General features: G+C 61.3%; 23 protein-coding genes and 1 tRNA gene. 7 read left to right on the top strand and 17 right to left on the bottom strand.

Features of this window, described 5'->3' with window-relative positions; all coding sequences use genetic code 11:
* Nucleotides 1-166 precede the first annotated feature (166 nt).
* Together EKH55_RS15015 and bfr are read left to right on the top strand one after the other, a co-directional pair.
* Complete coding sequence (locus tag EKH55_RS15015; RefSeq protein WP_151611715.1) at nt 167-478, top strand: (2Fe-2S)-binding protein; 312 nt, start codon at nt 167-169, stop codon at nt 476-478.
* The gene (gene bfr, locus EKH55_RS15020) at nt 444-929 is read left to right on the top strand and encodes a bacterioferritin (protein WP_151611716.1); all 486 of its coding nucleotides are present in this window, start codon (nt 444-446) and stop codon (nt 927-929) included. The genes EKH55_RS15015 and bfr overlap by 35 nt, the downstream gene beginning before the upstream one ends.
* Before the next feature lie 60 nt (nt 930-989).
* Here bfr and EKH55_RS15025 read toward each other — a convergent pair whose 3' ends face one another.
* From EKH55_RS15025 to rplU, 14 genes are all read right to left on the bottom strand, one after another.
* Nucleotides 990-1,517, bottom strand: a complete 528-nt coding sequence (locus tag EKH55_RS15025; RefSeq protein WP_069458757.1) for an RNA pyrophosphohydrolase — start codon at nt 1,515-1,517, stop codon at nt 990-992.
* Nucleotides 1,518-1,551: 34 nt separating this feature from the next.
* Nucleotides 1,552-2,757, bottom strand: coding sequence for a divergent polysaccharide deacetylase family protein (locus EKH55_RS15030; RefSeq protein WP_151611717.1), 1,206 nt, complete (start codon nt 2,755-2,757; stop codon nt 1,552-1,554).
* Nucleotides 2,758-3,058: 301 nt separating this feature from the next.
* Nucleotides 3,059-4,381, bottom strand: a complete 1,323-nt coding sequence (locus tag EKH55_RS15035) for a S41 family peptidase (RefSeq protein WP_151611718.1) — start codon at nt 4,379-4,381, stop codon at nt 3,059-3,061.
* A complete protein-coding gene (locus EKH55_RS15040) occupies nt 4,371-5,795 on the bottom strand; it encodes a murein hydrolase activator EnvC family protein (protein ID WP_151611719.1) in 1,425 nt (474 codons plus the stop codon). The genes EKH55_RS15035 and EKH55_RS15040 overlap by 11 nt, the downstream gene beginning before the upstream one ends.
* Nucleotides 5,796-6,074: 279 nt before the next feature.
* A complete protein-coding gene (gene rlmH / locus EKH55_RS15045) occupies nt 6,075-6,557 on the bottom strand; it encodes a 23S rRNA (pseudouridine(1915)-N(3))-methyltransferase RlmH (protein WP_069458963.1) in 483 nt (160 codons plus the stop codon).
* Nucleotides 6,558-6,708: 151 nt separating this feature from the next.
* On the bottom strand, nt 6,709-7,155 hold the full coding sequence (rsfS, locus tag EKH55_RS15050; RefSeq protein WP_069458760.1) for a ribosome silencing factor: 447 nt from the start codon (nt 7,153-7,155) through the stop codon (nt 6,709-6,711).
* A gap of 101 nt (nt 7,156-7,256) precedes the next feature.
* Nucleotides 7,257-7,823, bottom strand: a complete 567-nt coding sequence (locus EKH55_RS15055; RefSeq protein WP_245314635.1) for a nicotinate-nucleotide adenylyltransferase — start codon at nt 7,821-7,823, stop codon at nt 7,257-7,259.
* Nucleotides 7,824-7,879: 56 nt separating this feature from the next.
* Nucleotides 7,880-9,163 (bottom strand): glutamate-5-semialdehyde dehydrogenase, encoded by a 1,284-nt coding sequence (locus EKH55_RS15060; protein WP_151611720.1) that lies wholly within the window; start codon nt 9,161-9,163, stop codon nt 7,880-7,882.
* Nucleotides 9,156-10,352 carry a glutamate 5-kinase gene (gene proB / locus EKH55_RS15065; protein WP_151611721.1) on the bottom strand — a complete coding sequence of 399 codons (1,197 nt, stop codon included), beginning with the start codon at nt 10,350-10,352 and terminating at the stop codon, nt 9,156-9,158. The genes EKH55_RS15060 and proB overlap by 8 nt, the downstream gene beginning before the upstream one ends.
* A 1-nt stretch (nt 10,353) precedes the next feature.
* A complete protein-coding gene (obgE, locus tag EKH55_RS15070) occupies nt 10,354-11,364 on the bottom strand; it encodes a GTPase ObgE (RefSeq protein ID WP_151611722.1) in 1,011 nt (336 codons plus the stop codon).
* Nucleotides 11,365-11,485: 121 nt separating this feature from the next.
* Nucleotides 11,486-12,064 (bottom strand): GNAT family N-acetyltransferase, encoded by a 579-nt coding sequence (locus EKH55_RS15075; RefSeq protein ID WP_151611723.1) that lies wholly within the window; start codon nt 12,062-12,064, stop codon nt 11,486-11,488.
* Nucleotides 12,061-12,705, bottom strand: coding sequence for a GNAT family N-acetyltransferase (locus EKH55_RS15080; protein ID WP_151611724.1), 645 nt, complete (start codon nt 12,703-12,705; stop codon nt 12,061-12,063). Before EKH55_RS15080 ends, EKH55_RS15075 begins: the two co-directional genes overlap by 4 nt.
* 132 nt (nt 12,706-12,837) lie before the next feature.
* Nucleotides 12,838-13,107: a 50S ribosomal protein L27 gene (rpmA, locus tag EKH55_RS15085; RefSeq protein WP_034852900.1), complete on the bottom strand. Its 270-nt coding sequence runs from the start codon at nt 13,105-13,107 to the stop codon at nt 12,838-12,840.
* A 32-nt stretch (nt 13,108-13,139) separates the two neighbouring features.
* Nucleotides 13,140-13,517 (bottom strand): 50S ribosomal protein L21, encoded by a 378-nt coding sequence (gene rplU / locus EKH55_RS15090; RefSeq protein ID WP_151611725.1) that lies wholly within the window; start codon nt 13,515-13,517, stop codon nt 13,140-13,142.
* 322 nt (nt 13,518-13,839) lie between these two features.
* On the opposite strand from rplU, the gene EKH55_RS15095 reads away from it, so the two are divergent.
* The 3 genes from EKH55_RS15095 (at nt 13,840) to EKH55_RS15105 (ending at nt 16,453) form a co-directional block, all read left to right on the top strand.
* Nucleotides 13,840-13,929, top strand: a tRNA-Ser gene (locus EKH55_RS15095).
* Nucleotides 13,930-14,081: 152 nt separating this feature from the next.
* Nucleotides 14,082-15,692 (top strand): tyrosine-type recombinase/integrase, encoded by a 1,611-nt coding sequence (locus EKH55_RS15100; protein WP_345790223.1) that lies wholly within the window; start codon nt 14,082-14,084, stop codon nt 15,690-15,692.
* A gap of 65 nt (nt 15,693-15,757) precedes the next feature.
* A complete protein-coding gene (locus EKH55_RS15105; protein WP_427915832.1) occupies nt 15,758-16,453 on the top strand; it encodes a DUF6946 family protein in 696 nt (231 codons plus the stop codon).
* A 25-nt stretch (nt 16,454-16,478) separates the two neighbouring features.
* Here EKH55_RS15105 and EKH55_RS15110 read toward each other — a convergent pair whose 3' ends face one another.
* The 3 genes from EKH55_RS15110 to EKH55_RS15120 all read right to left on the bottom strand — a co-directional run bounded on the left by EKH55_RS15110 (nt 16,479) and on the right by EKH55_RS15120 (nt 19,853).
* Nucleotides 16,479-17,945, bottom strand: coding sequence for an RNA-dependent RNA polymerase family protein (locus tag EKH55_RS15110; RefSeq protein ID WP_151611728.1), 1,467 nt, complete (start codon nt 17,943-17,945; stop codon nt 16,479-16,481).
* A 60-nt stretch (nt 17,946-18,005) separates the two neighbouring features.
* A complete protein-coding gene (locus EKH55_RS15115) occupies nt 18,006-18,215 on the bottom strand; it encodes a helix-turn-helix transcriptional regulator (RefSeq protein WP_151611729.1) in 210 nt (69 codons plus the stop codon).
* A gap of 570 nt (nt 18,216-18,785) precedes the next feature.
* Entirely contained in the window at nt 18,786-19,853 is a 1,068-nt protein-coding gene (locus EKH55_RS15120) for a competence protein CoiA (protein ID WP_151611730.1), read from the bottom strand.
* Nucleotides 19,854-19,997: 144 nt separating this feature from the next.
* On the opposite strand from EKH55_RS15120, the gene EKH55_RS15125 reads away from it, so the two are divergent.
* Both EKH55_RS15125 and EKH55_RS15130 read left to right on the top strand, forming a co-directional pair.
* On the top strand, nt 19,998-21,077 hold the full coding sequence (locus EKH55_RS15125; RefSeq protein WP_151611731.1) for a hypothetical protein: 1,080 nt from the start codon (nt 19,998-20,000) through the stop codon (nt 21,075-21,077).
* A 133-nt stretch (nt 21,078-21,210) separates the two neighbouring features.
* Nucleotides 21,211-22,089: a site-specific integrase gene (locus EKH55_RS15130; RefSeq protein ID WP_246231735.1), complete on the top strand. Its 879-nt coding sequence runs from the start codon at nt 21,211-21,213 to the stop codon at nt 22,087-22,089.
* Nucleotides 22,090-22,532: the final 443 nt, after the last annotated feature.

The raw sequence follows: 22,532 nt of genomic DNA on the forward strand, positions 1-22,532 counted from the left end.
AACCTTAGAATCCGCTAATGGAATGAAAATACGAAGCTTTTTATCACGTTTAGAACGACTCTAACAAATCGGCCCGCTACGCGCCCAAGAGTTTTTTCTTGACGCTAAACGTCCTCTTTTGCTTTATGAGGCAATTCAGGACGTTGCGTTTGACAGGCAAGGCGACATGCTGGTTTGCAGCTGCAATTACATCACGGAAAAAGAGATCGAGGACACGATCGTCAGCCTCCTCGACGAGGACTGCTGGCAATTGATCGTGCCGGCGAAAGTCTATCATGCGATGGAAAAGCGCGGCCGCTGCTGCGGCTGTTTCCCCAACGTCGTCGACATCATCATCCGCACCACGGAAGCCTATCACGCCCGCCGCGACTCGACGGAAGCCCAGATATTTGATTTCATGACCCGGCTCAGACAATTCCATGAAGAGAGTCGGAGGGCGGATCTTGAAAGGCGACGCAAAGGTCATCGAGCAGCTTAACGAAGCGCTCTTTCTCGAACTTGGTGCCGTAAACCAGTACTGGCTGCATTACCGCCTTCTCGAAGACTGGGGCTACACGCTCCTGTCGAAGAAGGAGCGCGAAGAATCCATCGAGGAGATGCACCACGCCGACAAGCTGATCGCGCGCATCATCTTCCTCGAGGGCCATCCGAATCTGCAGACGGTCGCGCCGTTGCGCATCGGGCAGAACGTCAAGGAAGTGCTGGAGGCCGACCTCGCCGGCGAATACGACGCCCGCAATGCCTATAAGAACTCCCGCGACATCTGTCACGCGGCTGGCGACTATATTTCGATGCGGCTGTTCGAGGAGCTGCTCTCCGACGAGGAGGGCCATATCGACTTCCTCGAATCGCAGCTGCAGCTGCTCGACTCGATCGGCGAAGAGAAATACGGCCAGCTCAACGCGGCCCCGGCCAATGAGGCCGAATAGGCGGCGCAGCTTTTGCAACCCGCTGAGATCAAATAGGCCCCTTGCACGCCCGCTCCGGCCCTATCGCACCAGATGCGCGAAAGCGGCGACGACCTCCTCATAGGCCTTGCGCTTGAAGGGCACGATCAGGCCGGGCAGCTCGTGCATAGGCTTCCATTCCCAGGCATCGAATTCCGGATCATGGCCGCCCGGCGGCGGGTTGATGGCGATCTCGCTCTCGTCGCCCTCGAAGCGGAAGGCGTACCAGCGCTGCGCCTGGCCGCGATATTTGCCCTTGAGACCGATGCCGACGAGATGCGGCGGCAGGTCGTAATGGATCCAGTCAGGCGCCTCCGCGAGCAGCGAAACCGAGCGGATCCCGGTCTCCTCATAGAGCTCGCGATAGGCCGCCTCGAGCGGGTCTTCGCCTTCGTCTATGCCGCCCTGCGGCATCTGCCAAAGCTGCGGCGAGCCGTCATATTCCGAATTGCCGACGGCGAGCCGGTGTCCGGCCCAGACCAGTCCTTCGCGGTTGAGGACCATGGCGCCGACACAGGGCCGATAGGGCAGATCCTCCGCCTTCAACACCTTGCCTTTGTCCTTGCCCATGTCGAATTCCCTTGCTTTCCGCCTGCTGTGTAGATCAGTTTTGTTGCGGATCCTTGACGACGGCCGAAACCCCGACGAATTCGATGCCCCGACCGCCGGCCTCTTCCATCCATTCCGCGATCGCCGCCACGCTTTCCTCGAAGGCCGAGGCGACGCCGACCGCGGTACCGTTGCGACGGGCGACGCGTTCGAGTTCATCCAGCCTGCGCAGGATCGCGCCGCGGCTGAGCTCGCCGTCGACGACCATGTCGGCGAAGCCGTGCGGCACGTCGAAGGCGCCGGCCAGCGTGCCGGATAGCGACTGCGCGGAGGTGCCGTCGTCGAGAAAAAGCAGACCGCGCTTGCCGAGGTCACGCATCACCGGTTCGAGCGCATCCGCGTCGGAGAGGAACCGCCCGCCGAGATAGTTCATGATCCCGGTGTAATTGGTGATCCGGCCCATGCTCCGGTGCAGTTCGGCAAGATTCTTCCGCTGAGACTGGGAAACGAGCAGCGCCTGCGGTCCGGGATCGCTGCTCGGATAGTCGAACGGCTCCATCGGAATCTGCAGGAGGATTTCGTGGCCGTCGCGCCTTGCCTCCTGCATCCAGCGCTGCAGGCTGTTGCCGGCCGCGGCGAAGGCGAGCGTCACGTCCGGCGGCAGCGCCTGGATCGCACGCAGCGTTCCGGTCTGGCTGAGGCCGAGGCCGCCCACCACCAGGGCTATCCGGGTGCCGCGGGTCCCGGACCAGGGCCGCGCATATTGATCCATGGGCCGCAAGCCCTCCGGACCGACGATCGGCAACCGGCCTTCCGGCGTGGCTTCGAGCAGATCCTCGTTCGGAAGCGCCGCCATGCGCGGATCCTGACCGCGCGTCGGCCCGGCGCTGATCAAAGCGGGGCCGTCACTCCCGCGCGGCCGCGGCGTGTATTTGGTGACGGTCGCGCCATCGCCCGTCACCATTTCCTCGACACGCGCTCCGGAAAGCGCGCCGCTCGCGCGCAACGTCCCATGCTTGGCATCGCCGCTTCGTTCCGACGGCCCCTCCGTGCCGGGGACCGCCACGGCCGTGGCGTCTTTCGTGGTGGCAGGCGTGCGGATCAGGCGGTCGGGTGCAAAAGCGCTCCAGCCGGAAAGCCCGAGGACGGCGAAGACGCAAGTAGCGAGAAGCGCATGGGCGACGATGCGGCGCGGATTTAACCGGCGCGCAGCGCGCTTCCGGCGGCCTTGGCCAAGGGGGGCATTGAGATCAGTTCCCAAACGGAGCCTCGGTCGCCTCGAATCCAATCGTTTGGAGCGCAATGCAAGCGGAGAACCGCTCGAGCCGGCCTCGTCCCGCTCCAGGATATTGCCGGTGAGGTGCGCCGCCCGGCGAAGAATCACCCGAAGTCGGCCGCTTCGCCGATCCTTAGCGCATCGGCCCGAAAATCGGAACCTATTTCGGAAAGCTCGATGCGAGCCGAAGCGACGTTTGCGGGTCTGAAAAGACGCGCGGCGCTGCAAAATAAAGGCGCCGGGTTGAACAGCCCGGCGCCCATCATCTCCTGCCCTGCGGGCAGATTTACTTCTGCAGTTCGGCCTGCTCGGGATTGGCGGGGAAGGCCGGATCGGTCTTGTTGCCGCGAAGCAGGTCGAGCGCATAGTTGAGCTGGATGTCGTCCTTGGTCTCCGGCGGCACATAGGCGATCGAGCCGGAGCCTTCCTCCGTTTCGTTCTGCCCCGGGATATGTCCGCGCAGACCGGACTCGCCCTGCGCCTCCACCTTGCCCAGGAGCTCCGGCGGCAGCGGCTGCTCGACCTTGATGTCGGGCGTGATGCCGGTGCCCTGGATCGATTTGCCGGACGGCGTGTAATAGAGCGCCGTCGTCAGGCGCAAGGCGCCGGCGTCGCCGAGCGGAATGATCGTCTGCACCGAACCCTTGCCGAAGGAGCGCGTACCGAGCACGGTCGCGCGCTTCAGATCCTGCAACGCGCCCGCGACGATTTCCGATGCCGATGCGGAGCCGCCATTGACGAGCACGATCACCGGCTTGCCGTCGACCAGATCGCCCGGCGTCGCATTGAAGCGGCGGGTCTCGTTCGGATTGCGGCCGCGGGTCGAAACGACCTCGCCACGGTCCAGGAACGCGTCCGACACATTGATCGCCTGGTCGAGCAGGCCGCCCGGATTGAGGCGCAGGTCGAGCACATAGCCCTTGAGCTTGCCCGCCGGGACCTCGGCCTTGATCTTGTCGATGCCCTTCTTCAGGTCCTCGAAGGTCTTTTCGGTAAAGGAGATCACGCGCAGGTAGCCGACATCGCCTTCGACGCGGAACTTCACCGCACGCACGGCGATCACGTCACGAACGATCGTCACTTCGATCGGCTTCTCGGCACCCTGGCGCAGGATGGTGAGCTTGATGGGCGTGCCGACGGCGCCGCGCATCTTGTCGACCGCTTCCTCGAGCTTCAGCCCGCGGACATCCTGCCCGTCGATCTTCGAGATCAGGTCGCCGGCAAGCACGCCCGCGCGGGCGGCCGGGGTGTCGTCGATGGGGCTCGTCACCTTGACGAGATCTTCCTCCATCGTCACCTCGATGCCGAGGCCGCCGAATTCGCCCCGCGTCTGCGTGCGCATATCCTCGGCGTCGGTCGAGTTCATGTAGCTCGAATGCGGATCCAGCGACTGGAGCATGCCGTTGATCGCATTTTCGATCAGCTTGTCGTCCTGCGGCGGCGTCACATACTGCGCGCGCACGCGCTCGAACACGTCGCCGAAAATCGCCAGCTCCCGGTATGTCGACGAGTTGGCCGCCACGGCCGGAATCGCCGCCGAATAGACGACGCCCATTGCCGTCGCCCCCATCAGCGCCCCGACCAGAACAAGTGAAGCTCTACGTATCATTTCGCGCCCTTCCAACCTCTGCTGCGGTCCACCACGGTCGGGAATCAACCGGTTTCCCGTCTTTTCGAAACTCAATGTAAAGTGTCGGCCGGTCCGTTTCCAGCGTCAAGGCCGCCGCACTCGCCACTCTTTTTGCCCCCATTGTCGCGACCGGCTCGCCGGCCACCACGAATTGCCCCGGGCTGACACCGACGCTCTCCATTCCGGAAAGCACGATGTGATAACCGTCACCCGCATTGAGGATGATCATCTGCCCATAGCTGCGGAACTTGCCGGCATAGACAACCCACCCATCCGCCGGTGTGGTCACCAGCGCGCCCGCATTGGTCTCCAGCATGATCCCCTGCAAGGAATGCCCCGTGCCGTCGGCATCGCCAAACTGTCGCAGCAGCGAACCCGCGACGGGATAGCTGAGCTTCTGCCGTAATTCGGAAAAAACATATGCGGGCGCAATGCGGTTTTTGTCGGGCACGGCGCTCCTGGCGAGTTCCCGTGCCGTCTCGCGTTCGGCCTCGCTCATGCGCCGGCGCTCCTCGGCCTCGGCGCGCGCGGCCTCCGCGGCATCGCGCACCGAGGAAATCTCGGTTTCGAGCGACGAGATCAGGCCCTCGAGATTGGTCGCCTGCTGGGCGAGTTCGCTGGCCTTGCGCTGCTCGGCGGTCAGGTCCGCCGCATTCTGCCGGCGCAGCTTCTCCTTCTCGGCGACGAGCATCGCCATGCGCCGCTCCTCCTCGAGATTGGCGGCCATCGCCGCCGTCAGCTCGTCGCGCTGACGGCCGATTCCGCGCCGGATTTCGGCGAGCGCCGCGAGATCGGCGACGAGGCTCTCGGTTTCCTTGCGGATGCCCGGAACGACGGCGCCAAGCAGGATGGCGCTGCGCACGGAGGCGAGCGCGTCCTCCGGCGTCACCAGGATCGCCGGCGGCGGATTTCGCCCCATGCGCTGAAGCGCCGCCAATACCTCGGCGAGCAGGCCGCGCCGGGCCCTGAGCGAGTGCTTGACCGCGTCTTCCTTGACGCGCAAGTCGCCGAGCTTCGTCTCGCCACCGGCAATCTGCCGCTCCAGGTCCTGGCGCTTCTTCGCCGACTCGACGATTGCCGAGCGCAACGCCGCATTGCTCTTGTCGATCTCGGCGATCGTCCGCTCGAGCGCCTCGGCGCGCTCCTTAGACAGCGTGATCGTCCTGGAAAGCGCCTCGAGTTCGCTGCGCGTGCTGTCGCGCCTCAGCGCAAGACCGGCCGCCGGATCCGCGGCCCCTTGGTCCTTGGTCACCGCGCCGGCGGGCGAGTCTTCGGCGAGCACCGGGGCAGCCGTCGCCAGCAGCAGCGCCGCAAGCGCGGCACCGCCGCCCAACCGCCGCACGCCAAGTGCGCTCCGGCCCCGATTCGCGGCTGCTTTCCCTCGGCGTCTCATCCAGTCCCATGCATCAAAAAAGGTAGCAGACCCTAATCCGATTTGGCCGGGCCACCAACACATAATCGCGTTATCGCTCCGGGAGGGTGCTCGCGAATTCGCCCGCAACAGGAACAAACCCCTCCCCACCCCCTCCCCACAAGGGAGGGGCTTACGATGCCGCGCCCCTCCCCGCCAATTCCCTACCTCGCAACGGACGCTAAGGCGTTGAAATCGCGGGAGATCGCCGCGAGCACCGAGCCCCTCCCCCATGTGGGGAGGGGATGGGGAGGGTTTGATCTAAGCCCGGTGGTAGGGATGGCCGGAGAGGATCGTCACGGCGCGATAGAGCTGTTCGGCGATCAGGATGCGCACGAGCTGATGCGGCCAGGTCATCTTGCCGAGGCTGAGCACCGCGTCGGCGCGCGCGTGGAGCGCCGGATCGAGCCCGTCGGCGCCGCCGATGGCGATCATCAGATCGCGTTTGCCGCCATCGCGGAAGGTGGCGAGCAAACTCGCAAAGGCCTCCGAGTCGATCGCCTTGCCGCGCTCGTCGAGCAGCACCAGCAGGCTGCCGTCGGCGAGCGCCTTTTCGAGCTGGGCCGCCTCCTCGCGCTTGCGCGTCTCGGCATTGGCCGCCCGGCTCTCGTTGACTTCGACGAGGCGCGAAAGCTCGAGGCCGACGGCCGGCCCCGTCTTGGCGAAGCGGTCGAGATAACGGGCCGCAAGTTCCTTTTCCGGCCCCGCCTTCAGGCGGCCGACTGCAAAAAGTCCGATACGCATGCCCGTTTGGTCCCCCGGGACGGCCGGTCGTTCGGCCGGCAAATACCGTTCCTGCTGTCATCGCCCTTGAGCCATGACAGCCGCAATTCAAAATTCGGCACCGGTCGGCGCTCCGTCCCAAGGCTAACGGGTCAGGTACGGGCGGCGTGTCTCAGTGCAGGGTGCTCTCCTCGACGTCCGGGGCGGCCCACATCTTTTCGATGTTGTAGAACTCCCGGATCTCGGGCCGGAAGATGTGGACAATCACATCGCCGGTGTCGATCAGCACCCAATCACCACCTTCGAGACCTTCGACACGGGGGGTGCCAAGTCCCTCGTCCTTCAGGTCTGTCGTCAGATGGTCGGCAATCGCCATCACATGCCTGTTCGATCGCCCGGAGACAACGACCATGAAGTCTCCCAGCGCCGACTTTCCGGCAATGTTGATGGTAACAATATCTTCTGCCTTCGAGTCCTCTAGGCTTTCGAGGACCAGCTTGAGCGCACGGACAGCGGCTTCGTCGCTCGGTTCCGTGCTGCGCGGGATTGCGGAGATCGCATATCCCTTGGCGTGTGCTGTTGTCAGGGTTTTTCCTTTCCGAATGAACAGAACAAGCACTTCCGGTTCGTGATTCTCTTCGAACCGTAACTAAATGTAGGCATCAAACCCTTGCGGTTTCAAGAGATGGCTAGAGACATGGGCGACGAAAACGCCGGAATTCAGCGCGGCGCTGCAGAGCGCAGCGCCGTCGAGCTCAGCGGCGAGCGCCGCCCGTGAATGAAGGTCCAGGCCGGCGCAGGCCGAAAAGCGAGCGTCGAGGCGTCATCCTCGTCGATGCGCGCATGGCTGAACGTCCGCGCCATCGGCGACGAAAGATAGGCGAGCGTCGACCCCGGCCGGTCCACGACCGCGATCGGAAAGGTGGCGACGATCTGCCGCCAGTCCTGCCAGCGATGGAAGCTTTTGAGATTGTCCGCCCCCATGATCCAGACGAAGCGCACGCCGGGATTGCGGGCGCGGACGAATTCCAGGGTGCGGGCCGTATAGCTCTGGCCGAGCGTCTTTTCGAAGGCGGTCACCTTGATGCGCGGATTTTCGGCGAGCCTCTCGCTGGCGGCGATGCGCTCGCCAAGCGGCGCCAGATTGTGGTTGTCCTTCAACGGATTGCCCGGCGTCACCATCCACCAGAGCTGGTCGAGGGCAAGCCGGCGCAGCGCCGTCTCGGCAACGAGGGCATGGCCCTGATGCGGCGGATTGAAAGAGCCGCCGAACAGCCCGACGGCCATGCCGCGCTCGACATGCGGCATGCGCAGATGGGCCGGCTTGACTTCGGCTGCCGTCGTCAGGGCCGCACCTGTCCTGTGCCGCGGACGCGATATTTGAACGAGGTCAGCTGCTCGACGCCGACGGGGCCGCGGGCGTGCATCTTGCCGGTGGCGATGCCGATCTCGCCGCCCATGCCGAACTCGCCGCCATCGGCGAACTGCGTCGAGGCATTGTGCAAGAGGATCGCCGAATCGATCTCCGAGAAGAAGCGCTCGACGACGGCCGGATCCTCGGCGATCACCGCTTCCGTGTGGGCGGAAGACCAGCGGTTGATGTGCTCGATGGCGCCGGAAATGCCGTCGACGAGCTTTGCCGAGATGATCGCGTCGAGATATTCGGTCGCCCAGTCCTCCTCGCTCGCGGACTTCAGCCCGGCAAGCATGCCGGAGAGCTCTTCCGACACGCGCACCTCGCAGCCGGCCTCGAGCAGCGCCTCAAGCAGCGGCCTTGCCAGCCGGTCGGCGGCATTCCGGTCGATCAGCAGCGTTTCGGCGGCGCCGCAAATGCCGGTGCGGCGCATCTTGGCATTGACGACGATCTTCGTCGCCATGTCGAGATCGGCCGACGCGTCGACATAGATATGGCAGAGGCCCTCGAGATGGGCAAAGACCGGCACCCGCGCCTCGCTCTGCACGCGGGCGACGAGGCTCTTTCCGCCGCGCGGCACGATCACGTCGATCGCGCCCTCGAGGCCGGTGAGCATGGCGCCGACGGCGGCGCGGTCGGCAACCGGCACCATCTGGATCGCATCTTCCGGCAGTCCCGCCGCCTTCAAGCCTTCGACGAGGCAGGCATGGATCGACCGCGAGGAATGGAAGCTGTCGGAGCCGCCGCGGAGAATCACGGCATTGCCGGCCTTGAGGCAGAGCGCGCCGGCATCCGCCGTCACATTCGGGCGGCTTTCGTAGATGACGCCGATGACCCCGAGCGGCGTGCGCACGCGCTCGATATGCAGCCCGTTCGGGCGGTCCCATTCGGCGATCACCGCGCCGACCGGATCCTTGAACTCGGCGATCGCGCGAATGGCGTCGGCCATGTCGCGGATGCGGCCCGCGTTCAGCGTCAGCCGGTCGATGAAGGCCTTGGCCACACCGGTCTTTTCGGCATTGTCGAGGTCGATCGCATTGGCGGCGAGGATTTCGCCGCTCCGGGCAAGCAGCGCATCCGCCATGGCGATCAGCGCCGCGTGCTTGCGCTCGGCGCTCGCGACCGCGAGCGGACGGGCGGCCGCCTTCGCGCGCCGGCCGATCTCCAGCATGATCGCGTTGACGTCCTCGCCATTCTTCGCCGTCTCAAGCATGAAGCTTGCCCTTTCTCTCGTCCTCATCCTGCCCGGGCGCTTCACCCTCGGGGCGCTTGCCAGGAGGCGCCGTCATCACCAGGTCGTCGCGATGCACCATGGCGGCGCGGCCGGCATAGCCGAGAATCGCGGCGATCTCGGCCGATTTCTTGCCGGCGATCTGGCGCGCCTCATGGACGTCGTAGCCGGCAAGGCCGCGGGCGATCTCGCGGCCCGTCGCTCCGAGGATGGCGATCGTATCGCCGCGGCTGAAGCTGCCCGTCACCTGCCGGACGCCAGCCGGAAGCAGGCTCTTGCCGGAGCGCAGCGCGTTTTCGGCCCCGGCATCGACCGTCACCGAGCCGGCGGGCAGAAGCTGGCCGGCAATCCAGGTCTTGCGGGCGGTGACCGGCGAGCCGGACGGCGCGAACCAGGAGGAGCGCGCCCCCGCCTCGATGGCCTTCAAAGGGTGCTCCGGCTTGCCGGAGGCGATGATCATGGCGCAGCCGGCGGTGGTGGCGATCTTGCCGGCATCGATCTTGGTGCGCATGCCGCCGCGCGAAAGCTCCGACGCCGCGCCGCCGGCCATCGCCTCGATCTCCGGAGTGATCTCGGCGATCGTCTCCAAAAAGCGGGCCTCCGGATCGAGATGCGGCGGCGCCGTATAGAGCCCGTCGATATCGGAGAGCAGCACGAGCAGGTCGGCGCCGACCATGGTCGCGACCCGCGCCGCCAGCCGGTCGTTGTCGCCATAGCGGATTTCGGTGGTGGCGACCGTGTCGTTCTCGTTGATGATCGGCACGGAGCCGAGCTTCAGCAGCTGGTTGATCGTCGCGCGCGCATTGAGATAGCGGCGGCGCTCCTCCGTATCGCCGAGCGTCAGCAGGATCTGGCCGGCAATGATCTGATCGGCCGAGAGGCTCTCCGACCAGGCCCGGGCAAGCGCGATCTGGCCGACGGCGGCGGCCGCCTGGCTATCCTCGAGCCTCAGGACGCCGGCGGGCAGGTTCAGCACCGTGCGGCCGAGCGCGATCGCACCGGAGGAGACGACCAGCACCTCGACGCCCTTCATCTTCAGCGCCGCGATATCGGCCGAGAGCGCATCGAGCCAGGCCTTCTTCAGCCCCGACTTGCGCTCGACGAGCAGCGCCGAGCCGATCTTGATGACGATGCGCCGGTATTTCTCGAGCGGTTTGCGCGTGGCGGCCATGTCAGGCTTGCTCCTCGCCGGCCTTGGCGGCGGAAATGACGTCGCGCAGCGCCCTGAGCGCCTCGGTCATGCCCCGGTTGGTGACGGCGGAGAGGAGCAGCGGCGGCGAGCCGCAGGCCTTCGCCAGCGCCTTCGCCTTCGCCTTCAGTTCCGCCTCGTCGAGCACGTCGATCTGCGACAGCGCGACGATCTGCGGCTTGTCCTCGAGCCCGCCGCCATAGGCTTCGAGCTCGTGCTTCACGGTCCGGTAGGCCTTGGCGACGTCCTCCTCCTGCGCGGAGACGAGATGGAGCAGCACGCGGGTGCGCTCGACATGGCCCAGGAATCGGTCGCCGATGCCGACGCCTTCATGGGCGCCCTCGATCAGCCCCGGAATGTCGGCGATGATGAATTCCTGGCCGTCGACGGTGGCGACGCCGAGATTGGGGTGGAGCGTGGTGAAGGGATAGTTGGCGATCTTCGGCCGGGCGCGGGTGCAGGCGGCCAGAAAGGTCGACTTGCCGGCATTCGGCAGGCCGACGAGGCCGGCATCGGCAATCAGCTTCAGCCGCAGCCAGATCGTCTTTTCCTCGCCCTCGAGGCCGGGATTGGCCCAGTTCGGCGCCTGGTTGGTGGAGGACTTGAAATGGGCATTGCCGAAGCCGCCATTGCCGCCGGCGGCGAGCCGGTAGCGCTGCCCCTCCTCGACGATGTCGACGATCAGCGTCTCGTTGTCCTCTTCGAAGATCTGCGTGCCGACCGGCACTTTCAGCGTCACGTCTGAGCCCTTCGCGCCGGTGCGGTTGCGGCCCATGCCGTGCGTGCCGGTCTTTGCCTTGAAGTGCTGCTGGTAGCGGAAATCGATCAGCGTGTTGAGGCCGTTGACTGCCTCCACCCAGACATCGCCGCCGCGGCCGCCGTCGCCGCCATCCGGGCCGCCGAACTCGATGAACTTTTCGCGGCGGAAGGAGACGGCGCCGGCGCCGCCATCCCCGGACCGGATATAGACTTTTGTTTCATCGAGGAATTTCATCGCTTCGCCAATCTAGAGATGCCGCGTTTGCCGCCTTCGATATAGGCGCTTCCGGCCAAGGTCAAAGACTATCATGCAAAAAGAACCCCGCCAGCGGACACACGGGGGTTCTTATTGTCGTTCAGTGCGGCCGGGTGAGGTCTCCGGCGGTCAGCCGCGTTTCGATATGCGCGACCATGGCATTGCGGGCGCGCGCGAACACCTGGCTGCAGCCGGTGATCTTGAAGCCGAGCTTCTCCTGCACCTTGAGCGAGGCCGGGTTGTCGGCGAAGACGCCCGAATGGAGCGTCGCCCCCGGCATGCGCCGGAAGAAGCGCTCGACCGCCGCATAAACCACCTCGGACATGAGGCCCCTGCCCCAATAGAAGCGGTTCAGCCAATAGCCGACATGCCATTGGCCCTCTCTCAGCTCGATGCCGACGCAGCCGATATGGACGTCGTCGCCGCTGGTGATCGCGAGCGCCCAATCCTGGAGGGCCGTCTGGCGGTTCAGCCAGTCGAGCGCGTCCTGCTGGTGATAGGGCGCCGGCACGCGCATGAGCATGCGCGCCACCTGGAAATCGGCAAGCGACTCGGCGATCGCCGGCGCATCGGCAAGCCGGTGCGGCCGGAGCACCAGACGCTTGGTTTCGATCACCGGGCAAGGGCCAGGGTCGGGCCGCGCGACGAGGCGCGCTCGGTCTTGAACGAGCGCGTTCATCGGTTTCCTCCCCAGCTTCTGAGCGAGACCCAGGTCTTGCGGTCGAGCCGGTACCATTCGACCGCCATCATGCCGCCGAGCGCGAGGCTGCCGACCATGCCGGAGCCCTGGAACTGAAAGCCGCACTTCTGGATGACCCGGCGCGAGGCGACGTTCATGACCCGGCAGCGCGCATCGATCTGGTCGATGTCGCGGGTGCGGAAGGCCATGTCGGTGAGCGCCTGCGCCGCTTCCGTCGCATAGCCCTGGTTCCAGTAGGGCTGGCCCAGCCAGTAGCCGAGCTCGACCGTCTTGCCGTCCTCATGCGGCTCGATCCCGCAGCAGCCGAGGAATGCGCCATTGTCCGCCTTCGTGATCGCGTAGACGCACTTGCCGATCGTGCCTGCAGTCGTGCCGGCTTTTGCGCGTCGCACGAAATCGGCCGCATCCGCCGTGGTATAGGGGTGCGGCATGCGCGAGACCATGGTGGCGATGTTGGCGTTGTTGGCAAGATGGGCAAGGGCGTCGATATCGTCTTCATGCGGCGCGCGCAGAACGAGCCGGGGCGATAACAATATCGGGCAGTCGGTCCTTGACCTCTTGGGCCTCAGCCTTTGTTCGGGAGACCGGGACTGGTCTTCCCTCAGGAGCTCGGTTTGCATGGTTCTTTCCTCCAGACATGCGAAAAGGGGAGTTGGGTATTGCCCCATCTCCCCTTTGAAGTCTGGCTTCGGAACCTTGTGGGCGCTTCAGCCGGGTCGATGAGACGCCGGCTGTTTTAGAGCGCTACCGGCTTATTCCGCTGCTTCCGCTTTCGGCATTACAGACACGTAGACTCGGCCATTGGCCTTCGTACGGAAGTCCACGTTGCCAGCCGTAAGCGCAAAAATCGTGTGATCCTTGCCGAGGCCGACATTGGCGCCCGGATGCCACTTCGTGCCGCGCTGGCGCACGATGATGTTGCCTGCGATGACGGCTTCGCCGCCGAACTTCTTCACGCCAAGGCGCTTGGACTCGGAATCGCGACCGTTGCGCGACGAACCGCCAGCTTTCTTGTGTGCCATTGGTGTTCTCCTTTAAACCTTCGATCCCGAACTCAGTTTGCAGCTTCAGCTTCAGCGGCGGCTTCGGTCTTCTTCGAAGCCTTCTTCGCCTTGCCGCCGGCCGCAGCGATGTCCAGGATGCGGACTTTCGTCTGGTGCTGGCGATGGCCGCGCGAGCGCTTGGAGTTCTGGCGGCGGCGCTTCTTGAAGGCGATGACCTTCTTGGCGCGGCCCTGCTCCACGACCTCGGCGCTGACCACGGCACCTTCGACGAACGGAGCGCCGACGGCGGCATCGGCGCCGGCGCCGACCATCAGGATCTCGGTGAATTCGATCTTGTCGCCTTGAACGCCTTCCAGCTTTTCGATGGTGATGACGTCGTTGGCCGCCACGCGGTACTGCTTACCGCCGGTCTTGATGACTGCGAACATTTTTTATCCTTTCATGTTCGATCCGGCTCTCTGCCCCAAAGGAGACAAGGCCGTCTTTTTATTCAGTCGCTTCGGTTGAGCGGAGCGCTTCGGGAAACCCCTCATTCGGGGAAACCCCTGCCTCCGCCAGTGAACGGGCAAAAGCCCATTTTTGCTGCAGTGCGGGCAGGCCACACCACCTCATGGCGCGGATTACGGGAGTCGCCCACCCTTGTCAAGGCGAAAGCCACGATCCTGACGATATTCTTCTTTTCGCCCCTTGCCAGCCGCCGAACTTGCCGCTATGTACCGCCCGCGCTTCATGAGCGCCAACCGGCCCCGCGGAGAGGTGGCAGAGTGGTTGAATGCACCGCACTCGAAATGCGGCATGGGTGCAAGCCCATCGGGGGTTCGAATCCCCCCCTCTCCGCCATGATCGATACAGGTTATTGATCTAAACCTACTTTTTCGATCAGACGGCAGTACGCCTTCCTCCTTGGTACAGAATACTGGGCCAGAATGGAGGGTCGAATGCGGCGGAGCCCACCTCGCGTCGTCAGGCGCAATCAAACCTTCTATTTTCGAATGGCGGTACCGCGCCACTTGACGGGTCGTATAGGTTTGCGTGAGATCAAATTCTCTTTGCGCACCGTCGATCCGACGACCGCGCATTTGATTGGACGTCGAGTTAGTGTTGACCTGGATGCGTTCCTGCTGAGGCTGCCTCATATGCCAGATCTGGCACCGGAAGACGTACAGAAGATCATTCAGGATTACTTTCGACAGGCGCTACGCGGGTCCAACGAGCTTGCTTATCTTTTGCCTCGTGATCCGACCTATGATCGAGAAGGCGAGATCGCATACCTCAAGTCGCGAATTGATCAACTCGGCGACTTAGCAGCCTCACATTCCTACGCGTCGGTTCAAGACGATGCGGTCGCGTTGCTAAAGGCTAACGCGTCGGGACTGTGGTCGCCGGCATCGGAGCTCTTCCAAAGGCTCTGCGAGGGCTTATTACGCGCAGACCGCGAAAATGCCCGCATCCTTGCCGCGAAATTGGCCGGCCAATTCGACGAGACTTCGCCGAAGGATCCGTTGTTTGCGGGAATTCTTGTCGAGGAAATGCCTCCGCCGCCAGGGGAGGAAAATACGCCGACAAAGGTAGACACTTTGGCCTCCGTCGCAGCGCTATTTCATAGTCAGAAATCCAAATACGACTGGGTCAAGAAGACGGCCGCAGATGCGCAGCGTGTTCTATCTTTGGCCGAGGGCATTATCGGGAAAGACAAGCCGATAGCAAAGCTTGGCATTGAAGACGTGAAGGCGGTCCGAGACGCCATTTCGCAGGTACCCCCGAATTATATGAAATCGGCCGCTGGCAAGGGCATCAGCGTGCAGGATGCAATCAAAGGAAACGGCGGCGGTGCCTGCCTAGCGCTAAAAACGCAGGACAAGTATTTTACGATGTTTCGGCAGCTCTTAATCTTCGCGAAGGATGAAGGCTATATCGAAAAAATTCCCGGTGAAGGGATAAAAATTGCGGGAGCGACAAAGGCGAATGCGATCGATGGTCGCCTTCCGTATTCGAAGGAGCAACTGAAGGCCATCTTTGCTTCGCCTCTATTCGTCGGTCACTCGGAAAAGCGTCACGAACCAGGGCCGTCGATGATCCGGGATGGCAAATACTGGGTCCCGCTGGTAGCGCTCTACTCCGGGATGCGGATGGGAGAGATTATCCAACTGCTTGTAACCGATATAAAGCAAGAAGGTGATATAGCCTATTTCGATGTGTCGAAGGGCGAGGGCAAGCAAGTCAAGACGGCGTCAAGCGTACGCCGCGTCCCGGTGCACAAGGTCCTGGTGGAATTGGGTCTTCTTGATCTCACAAAAAACAAACCCGCCGGAAACAGGATTTTCGACGAGCTTGGTGTAGGCACCGACGGCTATCATTCTCAGGTTTTCAGCAAATGGTGGGGGCGATACTCTAAAGCAATCGGCTTCCACACCGACAAAACGGCGTTCCACTCATTTCGGCACAATTTTAAAGACGCGCTTCAATCGGCTGAGGTGCAAGAATATGTCGCGAAAGCCCTGATGGGCCATGCGAACAAGGATGTACATAGCCAGTACGGTAGTGGTCCAACTCTGCAAATTCTAAAGAAAAATATCGATAAGGTGTCCTACGGCTTACATTGACGGATCCCGGTTGCATGGGGCCGTCTCAGTTACGGTATTTCGGACAAGGACGCGGCGCGCACCGCATGGAGGGGCATGTGGCAGGTATATACGTTCCTAGCAGAGGTTCAGGTGACTGGAGATGCTTGCTGGCCGATCCCGAGAAACACTGGCGCCTAGGATACTCAGCCGTGTCATTGGCCGAATCTTGGGAAGCGGCAAAAGGCCTCCCGAATGAAATTGGACAGCTCTTGTCCTCCTTTGGCTCGCCTTCTGAGCTGCTGCTCGCGCTCCCCGAGCATAAGGTCCCACTTCCAGGTTCTCACCGCGGCCACAGTCAAAACGATCTGTTCGCCTTGATACGCGTTGGAGACCAAACCTTAGCTGCGATGGTTGAAGGGAAGGTCGATGAGAGTTTCGACAAGCCACTGGGTGAGTGGCTTATCAATGCATCAACGGGGAAGCGTGAAAGGCTTAATTTCATCTGCGATTTATTGGGATTGAGGCAACCTCTCCCTCATACCATTCGCTATCAGCTCCTGCATCGCACAGTATCTGCCATAATCGAAGCCAAGCGTTTCAAGACGGACATGGCCGCGATGTTCGTTCACTCTTTTTCAGTGAAGAGAAGCTGGTTCGCCGACTTTGCGGAGTTCGTGTCCTTATTTGGCGTAGACGCCGAGCCTGATCGGCTGGTTTGCGTCCGACCAGAGCACACACCCCCACTCTACCTGGGATGGGCGACGGGTGCTCGGGCCGGGGTGGGGGCGACGGGATCTTGAGGATCGTTCCAATGCGTTTCGACGTCTACTGAAGGTCGTCAACGCATCCGGCCAGCTTCAACATTTCAAAATCGATGTCGCCGTCGTGCCAGTTGCCAATACCCTTGAAGTACTCATCGTAAATAAACCGGTTAACCGCTAGCTCTACCTCGGAAACCACGTGATCCCAGCTGGGTCCTTCGCATTTCGAGCTGCCGATGCCAATCTCTGCCTTCGTCCATGCCCGTTGGCTCCGGAACCACTGCCGAGCATACTCCAAACCGGTATCGAGCAGCTCTTGTTTTGTGAAGGCGTCGCTATTCTCGAATTTATCCCCGAGCCTGTGACGGAAGCGGTCGAAGCGTTTCATCGCAGGTCGAACACGCATGGCGCCATTCTTGTCTAAGCTGATGCGGTAGCCCAGGTAGCAAATGTCGTCGTTGATATGTCTAATTTCATGTTCATGCAGCTCAAGAGGTCCGGCAGGATGGCATTTCAAGTGTTGGATCAGGGCCTTTAGTGACGTCTTTGCCTCGGGCTGGGTGCACGCACCTAGTAGCATGTCGTCAATATGACTGCCGAATGCTGCATCCCGTTTCCCCAGCACACGCTGGAGTTCCCGTCCCAGAAACGTGCGCGCTATTTGCGGAGCGCAGACGTCGCCCTGGATTAAACCCTGCCGGACCATTTTGAGCTTCGACCTGATATCATCCATGCTATATGGATAGGTCTTCGGTAGATCATTTGCATCGCCTTTCAACACGGTCTCTTCAGTCAATTCTAGACCGTATGTCGTGTCGATGAATTTGATCGGGGTCTCTGGCGGTAAGAACACGATATTTTCCATGATCCATTGGGACAATGGAAAACCCGCCAGATGACCCGGTTTCAGGGACGGAAAGAAGTTGCGAAGGTCGAGGCTCGTCCAATAGACGAAGCCTTCAGCTATCGCGCTGTTTAGAGTTTCGAAGAGACCAATTTCTCCCCCCGCGTCAGCCACGGTGCTGTCACACGGGCTGTCACCAATCATGACCAGCAAAACATCGCATAGAATCAATTGCTGTGCCCGGCGGTACTGGCCTGGCCGACCAAGTGGCCTCCACTCGCCCGGCTTGCCGCATTTCGGATCGGGGAAGATGGTCAATGTCTCATGAAATACTTGGTGGAGGGAGAGGTTGTTCGCCCGCTTTTCAAGCTGGGCATATGACAAGTGTATCTTGTTATCCTGGGTGGCGCGGACAGTAGCGATGAGCTTTGCCGCAAAACTGTCGAATATCCTCTTTTTAGCTTCGCTGACCTGTCGCGGCTTTCCAGATTGTACGGCATTGTGAAGCGCGCGCAGCTGCTTGCGGTAGCTCCTAACTGCCGCATGCAACTGTGCGATCCCATCATCGCCGATGACCGTGTCGCTGTTCAGCTCGTCTGCTTTTTTATTCACGGCAATTCGATGCATAATCGCCCGGGAGGCCCGTTCGCAGATAGTTTCAATTGCGGGGATTGCAGCACTTGTCATGATGTGACGTCCTTAGAGTGTGAAATTAACTTCACAGGCGCAGTCGAACTTCGACGGCCTTCAGTTCGGGTCTTTCGCCGACGTTGAGCTGCGACGGCGAGTTGTCAGCCAGGCGTCGATGTCTGCCTTTGCGTAAAGCACGATGCGGCTTCCCGCCTTGATGAAGGCTGGCCCATCGCCCCGCATCCGCATCTTTGCCAGGGTCGAGGCCGAAATGCCGAGATAGCGGGCTGCCTCACGAGATCGAAACTGTAGTACATCTTGCGGCATAGCAATTTTCCAGAACGCTGGTGAACGCCACGGAACAGTACGGAATGGTATAACGTCGCTGCAAGCCTGATTTTTCCGTGTGGTACCATTCTGGGTCACCCGGTGTATCCCCGTAAGCAGTGAGTGAAGCCTGCTGATGTCTCTCTATTTGTTCATTAGTGACTGAGTATTTGGCGTGAATACTATGGCAGGACTCAGAGTCCTGTTGCGCGAACTAGCCGGGGCGGAAAAAGACCTTCGCGTTTTGGCGTCGAATGATGTTGGGCAAGCGGGAGAAACAGTGTCGATGAGCGAGCACCCAGACGAGGCTCATCACTCCGGCGGCCAAATTTGGCTACCCCAGCTACAAGTGTCGCTCCAGTCTTGCGGAGACAACAACAGCGACAGTCTGCTCTTGGAGGCGGTAGGGGTTCAACTGCAAGAATGAAAGTGCATTTTCAGTGAGTTATGGAATTCGAAGAGCGCATCACCTTTGATTCCACAGGGGAATTGGCCGGGTGTACCGCGATCATGACAAAGCTGTTTGGTGCCAACCTGTCGCCCGGCGGAGACATTCAGCCCGGTCGAGCATCAATGAATCCCCCAGCCGAAATCTCCGTATTCCGCTTCGATTGCCTCCCGCCAGGCGCCAGAGATCGTTATCGGGAAGCGTGCGAGTATTTGATTCTCTGAATACCAAGCGTCATGCTCGAAATGTGCACCTACCAGTGCGTCGCAACGATAACAGCCATTGCTCATATATTTTTCGCCCATCGTGCCGCTGTACCGTGGTTTGATCGCGCCTAACTGTCTAGTGGGCGGTATACGTTTCAACACCTGCCGCAAGAGTTCCGGATACCTTCCAAGACTTCGAAGGTCGAACTGGACTTCATGAGGGCCGACGGCGACATCGATGAATGTGACGATGCGGGTCCGAGCCCGACACTGCTGCTTCCAGCACTCAAGAACGCCAGAATGCACGGTCGCTTCAGCGGTGACGCCGTCGGGTGCTCCGTAGCGGAACCGCCTTTCAAACAAAGCCTCGAAAAACTTCCCAAGGGGAACTATCTGCGCCCATCGCGCCGGGTTGTTGAATTCGCGCGGCGGTACGCGCGTATACAACGGAATGCGAATATCGAACCCGCTCATCTTATCTCCGCCAATGCAAACCGCGGGCAGCGCTTCCGAGATAGGGAACCCGGTCCTCCGAAATAGCCAGAGGCAACGAATGCCCGACTCGCGATACCGCTCCTGCCGATACAGCGTTTCTTCAGCGGTTTGGCTTGACCACTGGATCTCGAAAGCAATCCTGTGTTTCCCCTTTTCGGCGAGCACATCTGCCGTCCACGCGTTACCGGATGGAGCAAATCCTGCGACCTCAGTCGCACAGCTCCAACCTGCCTTGCTCACTGCTTCCGCTACCAATGACTTTAGAAGAAGGTGCTCCTCTGTCTCTGGCTTAGTCGTGCAATTTCCTTTTGATCCGTGAGCAAAGAATCTTAGTCCAAGCGGAGAGGTTTTCAGGATCACTAGAGCGTCGCAGCAGGGTAACCGCAGATGGCGACGCTTCTTGTTTTCAGCACGCAAGGCGCTCCAATGTTCGTCAGCCAGCTTAAAGGCCTGGATGCTTTCATCGGAATCAAGACAACGCAGCGGCATCTGTTCCTCGTGTGAAGTATCCGTGCCAAGCTCGAAATACCCTGTAAAGGCGTAATACTTCTTCCATCTACACGTTATAGTGTTACGATAATAGTGGGACCGATTGGATTTGTCCTCCCCTTGGAAAGTTCAAGGAGGAAGACAATGAACGGCTCCGATATCTTGACCAGTCTGCGAAATGAGCTGGCATCAGCAATCCAATCTTACATTCCCCCCCAACCCGAAGTGCTCCCCGTCTCACCATGGCTGGCCATGAGTCTGCTGCAAAAGGCCATAAGGCGCGGCCGTTCCGACTTTGCGCTCCGGGCGACAGCAACGCTATTGCAGAAATATCCAGACCATTTCTGGCGGCGCTGCATTGTCATCGCCTTTGAAGACGTTGGTATCGCCGATTTCGAGACGGTGGCGCTTGTCACAGCGGCAGCCAGCAAAACATCTCGTGCGGCAATTGGCGGCGAATGGGCAATTGCCAGTTTCCTCGTGTCACGTCTGGTCGCCTCTACCAAGTGCCGCGCCGCCGATGACCTCGTCATGGTGGCGGAGCGCCACCCGTCCTATGAACGGGAGAGACTCGACCTCACTTTCCGCCCGATCAACGAACTCATGTCGGTGGCCCTTAGCAATGTTGCGATTGGAGAGCGGGCCCTAGCACTTTGGTTCGCGATCGGGACGGAGCGCTGCCGGTCCGAACATCTGCGAAGCAGACGCGGAGCCCCGACTGCAGTCTTCGATTTCCTCTGTGAGACGGATCTTCCCCACACCGTCGTCGAAGTGGCGCGGGAAGCGTTTCACAAAGTTGGCGAGCTCCACTGCCCACTACTCCCACTGCTTTGGTCGGTGAAACCATGCGACCTAAGGGCAACTGGCGACGACGACTTCCCGTCGTGGATGATGTGCGGCCCGCTACCAAGCTGGGCCATCGACATGTTTTCCCGCGAAGGCCGAACGGCGCTTAGGCGTTTCCTGGCAACTGAATGCCCCGCCGCGCGTTGGGTGCGAACGCATGTGCCACAGCAACAACAGGTCAATTTCCTCGGCTACACCCTCTTCAGTGTCGAAAGCGGTCTGCTGGCCCGGCGCCTTCGTTGGCCCCTGGCGGATGAGTTGCGCCGCCTAGCAGAAATCGAGAGTCAGGGGCCATATTGTCCCGATGCGACGGAAATAGGCGGAATGCTGCGCGATGATTTGTCCCTGCTGAACGAGGTGCGTGCTCATGTCCTCTAAGCTTCTAACCTCCGATAATCCCCTCTTATCAAGACTTACAAATGGGGCATCTGAATCGGCTTTCGAGTCTTCTCCGGGAGATGCTGGCCGGAACGCAGAGAGTGAAATTAATTTCACACATCTCCCGGACGGGGTGGCAGCCTATATTGCAAGCAGCCTTTCCGACAACACTCGTCGGGCCTATGCCGCCGATCTCTCCCATTTCGAAGCGTGGGGCGGAAGTGTACCCGCCGGCGACATTACTGTTGCGAGGTATTTGGCTGAGCATGCCGACACTTTGACGGTTGCGACACTGATGCGGCGGCTCGCAACCCTTTCAAAGGCTCATGCGGCCAAGGGGCTTCGTAGCCCTACCGATTCCGAGCTGGTGAAGGCAACGATACGGGGGATCAAACGGCGGCACGGCACGGCGCGCGCCGAGGCCAAGCCACTTCTGCGCGATGACCTCTTCCTGCTTTTGGAACGGACGCCTGACGACCTCAAAGGTGCGCGAGATCGGGCGTTACTCCTGGTCGGGTTCGCAGGTGGTTTCCGGCGGTCAGAACTGGTCGGCCTCAACGTCCAAGACGTCGACCATGTCAAGCAAGGGGTCGTGCTTGCGTTGCGTAAGTCGAAAACGGATCAGACTGCAGTTGGTCGGAAGGTCGCGATCCCGTTTGGGAGAAGCCGGTGGTGCCCCGTGCACGCTCTCGATAAATGGCTCGATCAATCAGGAATCAGGACCGGTCCTCTGTTTCGGCCCGTGAACAGGCACGGACATAGCTGGGGCCAGCGCTTGTCAGGTGAAGCCGTATCACTAATCGTTAAAGAGCGCCTCATCGCAGCAGGGATAGATCCAACGGGATATTCTGGTCATAGTCTACGCGCCGGCTTCGCAACCAGTGCCGCGATGGCAGGGGTATCTACATGGAAGATCAGGCAGCAGACCGGTCATGCCAGCGATGCGATGCTGCTACGTTACGTTCGCGATGGAGAGCTCTTCGTCAACAACGCAGCTGGCATGTTGCTTTGATCATCTCGATTGGTCCGGCCTCGCTTTTCTCCCGCCGAACATCCTATCCAACATGCGGCAAAGCAGGCCCAATCGGGCACAATGAACCGCCCAGCAGCACTTCGACTGAGTTCCAATCCACCAACACACCCGAGAGGGATGCCTCTCTACGATCGGCCAAGCCTTTCGTTGTCGGCTGCAAATTTCGTCACGGAGCCGAACCGGTAAAAAAACAAAGCCGCTCCAACGGCCGAAAAATTCGGGAAAATTCAGCGGGAAGATAACGAGGCGGGTCAGTTAATCTTCGTCAAAGGCGCGCCTGCGCCCTTCGGAACGCTACTTCCGTGACGACCCCTCGACGGCCATCGTCAAGTTGCGCCAGTTCGCCGAACTTTTGGCGAAGCTGATTGCCGCCCGCCACGCGACCTATCGAGATGAGCATGAAACCTTCGAGGAGACTGTAC

This window comes from Sinorhizobium alkalisoli (assembly GCF_008932245.1).
In the GTDB taxonomy this organism is placed as follows: domain Bacteria; phylum Pseudomonadota; class Alphaproteobacteria; order Rhizobiales; family Rhizobiaceae; genus Sinorhizobium; species Sinorhizobium alkalisoli.

Excerpts from the sequence above, each read along its gene's own strand:
- EKH55_RS15105 (WP_427915832.1), top strand. The coding sequence starts at position 15,758 with ATGGAGGGGCATGTGGCAGGTATATACGTTCCTAGCAGAGGTTCAGGT.
- rlmH (WP_069458963.1), bottom strand. The coding sequence starts at position 6,557 with ATGCGTATCGGACTTTTTGCAGTCGGCCGCCTGAAGGCGGGGCCGGAA.
- rplU (WP_151611725.1), bottom strand. The coding sequence starts at position 13,517 with ATGTTCGCAGTCATCAAGACCGGCGGTAAGCAGTACCGCGTGGCGGCC.
- EKH55_RS15040 (WP_151611719.1), bottom strand. The coding sequence starts at position 5,795 with ATGAGACGCCGAGGGAAAGCAGCCGCGAATCGGGGCCGGAGCGCACTT.
- EKH55_RS15015 (WP_151611715.1), top strand. The coding sequence starts at position 167 with ATGCTGGTTTGCAGCTGCAATTACATCACGGAAAAAGAGATCGAGGAC.
- EKH55_RS15075 (WP_151611723.1), bottom strand. The coding sequence starts at position 12,064 with ATGAACGCGCTCGTTCAAGACCGAGCGCGCCTCGTCGCGCGGCCCGAC.
- EKH55_RS15125 (WP_151611731.1), top strand. The coding sequence starts at position 19,998 with ATGAACGGCTCCGATATCTTGACCAGTCTGCGAAATGAGCTGGCATCA.
- proB (WP_151611721.1), bottom strand. The coding sequence starts at position 10,352 with ATGGCCGCCACGCGCAAACCGCTCGAGAAATACCGGCGCATCGTCATC.
- EKH55_RS15100 (WP_345790223.1), top strand. The coding sequence starts at position 14,082 with ATGGCGGTACCGCGCCACTTGACGGGTCGTATAGGTTTGCGTGAGATC.
- EKH55_RS15080 (WP_151611724.1), bottom strand. The coding sequence starts at position 12,705 with ATGCAAACCGAGCTCCTGAGGGAAGACCAGTCCCGGTCTCCCGAACAA.
- rpmA (WP_034852900.1), bottom strand. The coding sequence starts at position 13,107 with ATGGCACACAAGAAAGCTGGCGGTTCGTCGCGCAACGGTCGCGATTCC.
- EKH55_RS15120 (WP_151611730.1), bottom strand. The coding sequence starts at position 19,853 with ATGCCGCTGCGTTGTCTTGATTCCGATGAAAGCATCCAGGCCTTTAAG.
- obgE (WP_151611722.1), bottom strand. The coding sequence starts at position 11,364 with ATGAAATTCCTCGATGAAACAAAAGTCTATATCCGGTCCGGGGATGGC.
- EKH55_RS15035 (WP_151611718.1), bottom strand. The coding sequence starts at position 4,381 with ATGATACGTAGAGCTTCACTTGTTCTGGTCGGGGCGCTGATGGGGGCG.
- EKH55_RS15055 (WP_245314635.1), bottom strand. The coding sequence starts at position 7,823 with ATGGCCGTCGGGCTGTTCGGCGGCTCTTTCAATCCGCCGCATCAGGGC.
- EKH55_RS15025 (WP_069458757.1), bottom strand. The coding sequence starts at position 1,517 with ATGGGCAAGGACAAAGGCAAGGTGTTGAAGGCGGAGGATCTGCCCTAT.
- EKH55_RS15110 (WP_151611728.1), bottom strand. The coding sequence starts at position 17,945 with ATGACAAGTGCTGCAATCCCCGCAATTGAAACTATCTGCGAACGGGCC.
- EKH55_RS15115 (WP_151611729.1), bottom strand. The coding sequence starts at position 18,215 with ATGCCGCAAGATGTACTACAGTTTCGATCTCGTGAGGCAGCCCGCTAT.
- EKH55_RS15060 (WP_151611720.1), bottom strand. The coding sequence starts at position 9,163 with ATGCTTGAGACGGCGAAGAATGGCGAGGACGTCAACGCGATCATGCTG.